Source organism: Micromonospora sp. RTBAU3-60 (assembly GCF_054963695.1).
In genome coordinates this window covers 37,122-44,892 of record NZ_JBUEGB010000056.1, presented here as the reverse complement: position 1 = coordinate 44,892, position 7,771 = coordinate 37,122, and the positions used below count along the sequence as shown (strand labels likewise).

Annotated in this window: 7 protein-coding genes; 2 read left to right on the top strand and 5 right to left on the bottom strand. The window is 70.4% G+C overall.

Annotation, left to right across the window (positions count from 1 at the left end):
• Positions 1 to 463: 463 nt before the first annotated feature.
• From ACY34I_RS31760 to ACY34I_RS31750, 3 genes are all read right to left on the bottom strand, one after another.
• Positions 464 to 1,132 carry a GntR family transcriptional regulator gene (locus tag ACY34I_RS31760; RefSeq protein ID WP_462758865.1) on the bottom strand — a complete coding sequence of 223 codons (669 nt, stop codon included), beginning with the start codon at positions 1,130 to 1,132 and terminating at the stop codon, positions 464 to 466.
• 67 nt (positions 1,133 to 1,199) lie between these two features.
• Complete coding sequence (locus ACY34I_RS31755) at positions 1,200 to 2,003, bottom strand: cytochrome c biogenesis CcdA family protein (protein ID WP_462758864.1); 804 nt, start codon at positions 2,001 to 2,003, stop codon at positions 1,200 to 1,202.
• A gap of 2 nt (positions 2,004 to 2,005) precedes the next feature.
• Positions 2,006 to 2,743 (bottom strand): DsbA family protein, encoded by a 738-nt coding sequence (locus tag ACY34I_RS31750; RefSeq protein WP_462758863.1) that lies wholly within the window; start codon positions 2,741 to 2,743, stop codon positions 2,006 to 2,008.
• A gap of 63 nt (positions 2,744 to 2,806) precedes the next feature.
• On the opposite strand from ACY34I_RS31750, the gene ACY34I_RS31745 reads away from it, so the two are divergent.
• Together ACY34I_RS31745 and ACY34I_RS31740 are read left to right on the top strand one after the other, a co-directional pair.
• Positions 2,807 to 4,048, top strand: coding sequence for an MFS transporter (locus ACY34I_RS31745; RefSeq protein WP_462758862.1), 1,242 nt, complete (start codon positions 2,807 to 2,809; stop codon positions 4,046 to 4,048).
• 351 nt (positions 4,049 to 4,399) lie between these two features.
• A complete protein-coding gene (locus ACY34I_RS31740; RefSeq protein WP_462758861.1) occupies positions 4,400 to 5,743 on the top strand; it encodes a cation:proton antiporter in 1,344 nt (447 codons plus the stop codon).
• Here the strand turns inward: ACY34I_RS31740 and ACY34I_RS31735 are convergent.
• Both ACY34I_RS31735 and ACY34I_RS31730 read right to left on the bottom strand, forming a co-directional pair.
• Complete coding sequence (locus tag ACY34I_RS31735; RefSeq protein WP_462758860.1) at positions 5,731 to 7,023, bottom strand: ArsB/NhaD family transporter; 1,293 nt, start codon at positions 7,021 to 7,023, stop codon at positions 5,731 to 5,733. The two genes, ACY34I_RS31740 and ACY34I_RS31735, sit on opposite strands and share 13 nt — an antisense overlap.
• Positions 7,020 to 7,466, bottom strand: coding sequence for a CBS domain-containing protein (locus tag ACY34I_RS31730; RefSeq protein WP_462758859.1), 447 nt, complete (start codon positions 7,464 to 7,466; stop codon positions 7,020 to 7,022). Before ACY34I_RS31730 ends, ACY34I_RS31735 begins: the two co-directional genes overlap by 4 nt.
• Between the last annotated feature and the right edge of the window lie 305 nt (positions 7,467 to 7,771).

Here is a 7,771-nt window from a genome sequence, read left to right as displayed (position 1 = left end):
AGTCCAGCGTGGAACGCAGGCGGGGGTTCATGACGAAGGCCTCCTCGCGGGGGATGGGGGTGGTGCGAGGAAGCCGGAGGGCGGGTGCGCCCTCCGGCTGGCTGGTTAATGCAAGATCTTGCAACGATTCCAGGACGCTACCAGCTGAATGCGTCAATGTGAACGGGTTGGCGAGCGGCTGGGCACAGGATGTCGCGCACGGAAGACTGGAAGGCTAGCCGAGCAGCGGAAAGTTGTTGCACAGGCGGCAAGAAGTTGCCGCATCATCTTTGGGGTGGGTAGCGCTGCCGTCAGACGGCGCGGAATCCATCCGGCGGCCAGTGGTGGCTTCCCACGCCGAGTCCATCGCACCCGCGCCGGTGGCCGTCGCCTGGTTCGAACCGGCTGTCGGCTCAGGCGCGCTGGCGGAGACCCTGACCGGCGCACAGCGTGAGGGCACGTGTAGCGGCCGGCAACTCGACGGCTATCTCGTCTTGTGGGATCCGCGCTGGTAGCCGCTGGCGGAGGGCGGGATGTAGGTCTCGGCCAGGTGCTGGCGGAGCATGTCGGTGAACCCGTCGGCGTCACCGGCGTGCAGGCGCTCGACGAGGATCTCGTGCTCGGCCAGGATCTCGTCGCACCGGGCGAGGAGCCGGTCGCCCTTGCTGAACAGCAGGAACCGCTGCCGGTCGGACAGCCGGTCGTTGAGTTCGAGCAGGATGTCGTTGTCCGCGGCCTCCACGAAGGCACGGTGGAAGTCGATGGTCAACTCGATGAACTGCCGAATGTCCTTGGCCTCGAACGCGGCGCGCTGCTGTTCGATCGACTGGCGTAGCCGCTCGGCGAGCAGTTCCCGGACGGGGGCGCTCGCCCGGCTGGCCCCCGTCGACTCCAGCATCAGGCGGGCGTCCTCCAGGTCGGCCACCGCCCGCTCGCTGAGCCCCTGCACCAGCGCGCCGCGCTTGGGGTAGATGACGATCCAGCCCTCGTCCTGCAGGCGGGTGAGTGCGGAGCGGACCGGTGTGCGACTGACCCCGATCTCGGCCGCGAGGGCCTCCTCGCCGAGCATGGCCCCGGCTGGGTGCACGCCGTTCAAGATGCCGCCGCGGATCGCCTGGTAGGCCCGTTCCGCCGCACTCGCACTGTCTGCCAACGACGCTCCCATCCACGGTGACGCGACGTACCTGCTACAAGTATCCATCCGGCACGCCGAGGCACCGTCACCGGCGGGCCGCTCGGGCGCGGACGAACAGCCAGGCCACGGCGGCGCCGCCGATCACGATCGCGGCCACGAGAAGATCCGGCACACCATCGGTGACCTGCCGTACCCGGTCCTCGAGCGCGGCCTGGTCGGAGGCGCCGAGAATGCCGCTCAGCGACGTGGTGCCGTCGGTGACCAGGAGCAGGACGCCGATCGCCACGGTCAGTGCGCCGCCGACGATTCCCGTCCAGGTGTTACTCCATCGTCCGAGGCGGATCCCACGGGGGCGGACCAGTCTGCGCACGAACGGCAGCCGTCCCCACAGCAGGGCCAGGACCAGCAGGGGAGCGGCCATGCCGGCGGCGAAGACGAGCAGCACGATCCCGCCGTAGAGGGCGTTGCCGCCGACCGCGGCGACGGTCAGCACCGCGCCGAGCAGCGGGCCGGCGCAGACACCGGCGAGGCCGTAGATCGTGCCGAGCGCGTAGACGGATGCCGCCGAAGTGCCCTCCATTCCGCTGCGGGACAGACCCGGGATAGGAATGTTGGCCAACATGATCAGGCCGAGCACGATCACCACGACGGCCGCGACCGTGACGAACGTGTCGCGGTGCTGGTTGACGAACGCTCCCACCGTCCCGGCGAGCACACCCAACGGCACGAGCGTGGTGATCAAGCCCAGATAGAACACCCCGGTGCGGCTGACCAGCAGGGTCGGGCTGGTGAAGGCGTACGAGAAGAACGCCGGAAGCAGCATCGCCGAGCAGGGGCTCAGCAGGGTCAGCAGGCCCCCGAGCAATGCGCCGAGAAGTCCCAGCTCCACGGTCAACTCGCCTTGGCGATCGCAGCGTCCAGGTACTGGCGGAAGACCGAGGTCGGCTGCGCGCCGGACAGCGTGCTGTCACCGGCGACGAAGAACGGGACGCTGGTGACACCCAACTGCGCGGCCTCGCTGTTGCTGGCCTCCGCCGCGGCGCGCAGGCCGGCGTCGTCCAGGTCCGCGGTGAACCGCTCGATGTCGGGCACGCCGGCCTTCCTGGCGAACGCGATCAGTCGCTCGCGCGGCAGATCCGGGTGCTTGTGCTCGTGGGCCTCCTTGTACACGGCGCTGAGGAACTCGAAGAACCGGCCCTGCTCTGCCGCAGCTCGTGCGGCGACAGCGGCGTCCTCGGACTGCTCCCCGAAGTACGCGACGTCGTGCACCTCGATGCGGACCTTTCCCGTGTCCACATACTCGCGCCGCAGCACGGGCAGCGTGTCACGGTTGAAGACCGCGCAGTACGGGCAGCGCATGTCGGTCCACTGCACCAGGACCACGGGCGCGTCCACGGCACCGACCGCCATCGGGTCACCCTGTTCGCGGCGTACGAAAGTGAACTCGCCGGTTCTGGCGCCGTCCGCGCTTGCCGAAGCCGTCGGGGTGGCGACCGGGCCCCGCCCGTTTGTGCGGTGAGCGGCCAGGACCACGCCGAGGAAGGCGATGATCGCGACGGCTGTGACCGCGATGCGGTTGCGGCGTCGCTTCGCCTCCTGGAGTCGGGCAGATTGTTTCGAACTCTTCACGAGATTAGGATACAGCATGTATCCAACACTCTGATCATTCGTGGTGGCAAGGAACGCGCATTGATGACCCTCACCGGCTATGTCGACAACCCCGAGGCCCGACTGGCGTTGCACCACCGGACGCTGAGCGTGGCGATGGCCTCGCAGGTCTTCAGCGGTGCCGGACTGGCCGCCGGCGTCACCGTCGGCGCCCTGCTCGCCGAGCAGATGCTCGGCACCAGCACCCTGTCCGGACTACCGGCGGCCCTGTACACCGGCGGGTCCGCCGTCGCGGCGTTCGCCGTCGGCCGCCTGTCCCAGCGCCTCGGCCGCCGTGTGGGCCTTGCTGCCGGCTACGCCGCCGGTGCGCTCGGCGGCGCTGGAGTCGTCGCCGCAGCAGCCCTCGACAGCGTCGTCCTGCTGCTGATCTCCCTGCTGGTCTACGGTGCGGGCACCGCCACGAACCTGCAGGCCCGCTACGCCGGCGCCGACCTGTCCGCGCCGGGCCGCCGTGGCCGGGCGGTCAGCTCGGTGCTGGTCGCCACCACCGTCGGCGCGGTCATCGGGCCGAACCTGGTCGCATCCACCGGCCGAGCCGCCGAGCACTTCGGCCTGCCCGCCCTCGCGGGGCCGTTCGCGCTCGCCGCGATCGCCTATGCACTGGCCGGCACGATCCTGTTCCTGCTGCTGCGCCCGGACCCGCTGCTGATCTCCCGGACCCTGCACACCGAGACCGCAGCAACCGCATCAGCGAGCCAGGCACCTGGCGTGTCCGCGGGTGTGATCGCGGGGGCCGCGACCATGATCCTCACGCAGCTCGTCATGGTCGCGGTGATGACCATGACCCCGGTCCACATGCAGGCCCACGGCCACGATCTGGCCGCGACCGGTCTGGTGATCTCGCTGCACGTCGCCGCGATGTACCTGCCGTCGCTGGTCACCGGCATCCTCGTCGACCGCCTCGGCCGGGTGCCGGTCGCGGTCGCCTCCGGTGTCACCCTGCTCGCCGCGGGCCTGGTGTCGGCCACCGCCCCGGACGACTCGGTGCCGCTGCTCGCCCTGGCCCTGATCCTGCTCGGCCTCGGCTGGAACCTCGGCCTGGTCTCCGGCACCGCCATGATCACCGACGCCGCCCCGGCCGAAACCCGCGCCAAGATCCAAGGCACCGTCGACCTCTGCATCGCCCTGGCCGGCGCGACCGGCGGCATCGCCAGCGGCCTGGTCATGACCGCCACCAGCTACGCCGCCCTCTCCATCACCGGGGGAGTGCTCGCCCTCGGCGTCATGCCGTTCGTCCTCTCCCGCACCCGACGGGCCGCGGTGTGACCACCGGGCTCGCCAAGAGATCGGTGGCCTGACCGTGGACCTCCACGCCAGCCGGACTCGGGCTGGCCGCCGTCTGGCTGGTCGCCGGCACCGCCAAGGTCGGTGACCTGGCGGAGTCGGCGCGCGCGGTCAACGCTTGCCAGCTGATGCCGTACGACGTGGAACGCCCGCCAATCTGCCGGTTGCGGCCGAATACGGGCTTGTCCGAACAGGAGGCATGAAGTCATCAGAGCGGCCGGTCGATCACCAGCTATGGCCCCCCACAACGCCAGAAGCGGCCCGAGCGAGGGGCCGATATGATCGGCGGGCTCCAAGGCGCGCCGGGAAGTCTGGTCGGCACCGTAACCCGTCGTGCTCGCTGGAGGGCCACCCGTGCTGCTGCTGTCCTTCGCTGTCGTCCTGCTCGCTGCGGTGCTGCTGTCGGCGCTCGCGCACCGCACGATCCTGTCCACTGCGGCGTTGTTCCTGGTGGCCGGGTTCGTCCTGGGAGAGGGCACCACCGGGGTGCTGCATCTGCACGCGGACTCGCCGATCGTGGCGCAGCTGGCGGAGTTGGCGTTGTTCGCGGTGCTGTTCACCGACGGGATGCGCGTGGGCTGGGCGGACCTGCGCTCGGCGTGGCGGCTGCCGGGGCGGGCGCTGGGCTGGGGGCTGCCGCTGACCCTGCTGGTCACCGCCGTCCTGGCGCACTACGTGGCCGGGCTGAACTGGGCGGAGGCGCTGCTGATCGGCGCGATCCTGGCACCCACCGACCCGGTGTTCGCGGCCGCTCTGGTCGGCAACGACAAGGTGCCAGCCCGGCTTCGGCACCTGCTCAACGTCGAGTCCGGCGTCAACGACGGCCTGGCGCTGCCGTTCGTGGTGGTGCTCCTCGCCGTCGCCGCCGGCTCGCACGACCTGCACCTGGAGGAGTTGGCCGCCGAACTGGCGGTCGGGTTGGGAATCGGGGTCCTCGTGCCGCTCGCCGCGATAGCGCTGGAGCGGACCCGGTTCTTTGCCGCGTCGGCGGCGTACGCGCCGCTCAACGGGGTGGCCATTGGCCTGCTGGTGCTGGCGTTGGGCAAGGCTACGCACGGCAACCTGTTCCTGGCCGCGTTCGCCGCCGGCATCACGGTGGCCACCTTCGGGCCACGGGAGCGGGCAGCGTTCGAGCATTTCGGGGAGAACGTTGCCGAGCTGCTGAAGCTCGCCGCGTTGCTGGTGTTCGGGGCGCTGATCTCGGTGGAGTTCCTCGGCGAGATCTCCTGGACCGGTTGGGTGTTCGCCGTCCTGGCCATTGCGGTCGCCCGGCCGCTCGCGCTGTGGATCTCGTTCCTGCGCTCCGGGCTGAGCCTGCGTGAGCAGGGCGCGGCGATGTGGTTCGGTCCGAAGGGCTTCGCCTCGGTCGTCTACGGGCTGTTGGTGCTCGAGTCCGGCATCGGCGCCGCCGACGAGGTCTTCCACCTCGTCGCGTTGACCATCGTCATCTCGATCCTGGCGCACTCCTCGACCGACGTGGTAGTCGCACGGGCGTTCGACGACACCCGCGACTTCCCGAACTGGCACGGCGTGCTGCGCCGGATCCAGCGGGCGCGCCGCACGGCACCCGCGCCGGGGCAACGCGCGGCGGCCGACAAGGCCAACACGGCCACCGAGCGGGCCGGCCGGGACGGCGGCATCAAAACGGCGAGATGGCGGGGGGATCAGGCGAAGTAGCGCAGCCACAGGTAGGGCACGGCCAGCCCGACGGTGACCAGGGTGACCAGGATCCCGTAGCGGGTGAACTGCCAGAAGGTGATCCGCTGCCCGGCGCGTTCGGCGAGGCCGAGCACGACGACGTTGGCGGAAGCGCCGACAGCGGTGGCGTTACCGCCCAGGTCCGCGCCGAGCGCGAGGGCCCACCACAGGACCCGGGACTGCTCGGCACCGCCTTGGGCGCTAACCAGATCGGCGACGACCGGGCTCATGGTCGCCACGTACGGGATGTTGTCGACGACCGCGGACAGCGCCGCGGATCCCCAGAGCAGCACCATCGACGCCGGCAGCAGCCGGCCGTCGGTGGCATTGATCGCGGCGCGGGAGATCTGCTCGACCACACCGGTGTTCACCAGGGCGCCGACCATGATGAACAGGCCGGCGAAGAACACCAGGGTGGGCCACTCGACGTCGCGGCTGATCTGCCCGGCGTCGAGGCGGGACAGCGCGAGTAGCAGCAGGCCGCCGATCAGGGCCACCACCGCCGGCTCCAGGTGCAGCGTGGTGTGCAGGACGAACGCGGCGGTCACCGCGCCGAGCACGGCCAACCCGAGCACCAGCAACCGCCGGTCCCGGATGGCGTCGCGCTCGTGCAGGGCGGCGATCTGCGCGGCCCGCTGCGGGTCGTAGCGGAACGCCGAGCGGAACAGCACCCGGCACAGCCCGAGGAAGACCACCAGCAGCAGCACGACGAACGGGGCGAGGTGCAGGAGGAAGTCGTTGTAGGTCAGGCCGCCCCGGCTGCCGATGATGATGTTGGGCGGATCGCCGACGAGCGTCGAGGTGCCGCCGATGTTCGACGCCATCGCCTCGGCGATGAGGAACGGCACCGCCGGCACGTCGAGCCGCTCGCACACCAGGAAGGTCACCGGGGCGATCAGCAGGACGGTGGTGACGTTGTCCAGCGCCGCCGAGGCGACCGCGGTGATCACCACGAGGATCACCAGCACCCGGTACGGCCGGCCCCGGGCGCGCTTGGCCGCCCACACGGCGACGTACTCGAAACCGCCGGTGCGTTTCAGCACTGCGACGATCAGCATCATGCCGACCAGCAGGAAGATCACATTCCAGTCGATGCCGGCCTGCTCGTCGAAGAACGCGTGCGCGGTGTCGGTGGCGCCGATCAGGAACATCACCGCCGCCCCGCCGAGCGCCGCGGCGACCCGATGGATCTTCTCGGTGGCGATCAGGACGTACGCGACGGTGAAGACGGCCACCGCCGCCCAGGCCACCCCGGTCACGCGGCCAGCATCCGGTCGAGCAGCGCGTCGAGGCTGATCCCGCCGATCATCGGCTCCCGGGCCGCGGCCACGGCCACGAGGGGGCTCCGCTTCTGCGCCATCACCGCGGCGATCTCGAGCACGGTCGCCTGCGGTTCTACCACCGGCGGTTCGGGGTGCTCCTTCGGCAGCAGGTCGGCCACCGTACGCCCCTCCGCGCCGCGCAGGAACACGTCCGCCGACGGCTCGTCGATCATCCGTGCCAGGGTCGGGTCCTCCCGGCAGTAGCCGGGGATCACCAGGCGCAACACCTGGGTGCCGGGCAGCACGGTGACCGGGCAGCCGCGGTCGTCGACCACGATCAGACCGGGCAGGTTGTAACCGGCGAGCAGGCGGGCCGCGTCCAGTACCGAGGTGGCTACGGTGATGGTCGGGACGGGCACGGCCAGGTCTCGGGCTCGCACAGTGAACTCCAGAGGCTTCGGGACGCGACGGATGACACGCCGACCAGACTTCCCGGCACACCGATGATCACCCTAGGTGCCTGAGGCCCCGAACTCACCGGTACACCCGAGCCGACTGCGGTAACTGATCGGCTTTCCGCAGAGGTAGAGGATCCGCCGAAGAGGAGGGAGTCGCCAGGGCTGTGCGTCGGCTCGTCTGTGACATCCGCTTCTGCCGCAGACGGTATATAGCGGTTTCCCGCCGGCGCTTCGGTGGTCAGCCCGGCCCCGGTTGCGGCCAGCCCGCCCGATCGGTGGCGTTCCAG

What these genes read in the sequence shown, in the direction of transcription:
- ACY34I_RS31745 (WP_462758862.1), top strand. Translation starts at nt 2,807, where the DNA reads ATGACCCTCACCGGCTATGTCGACAACCCCGAGGCCCGACTGGCGTTG.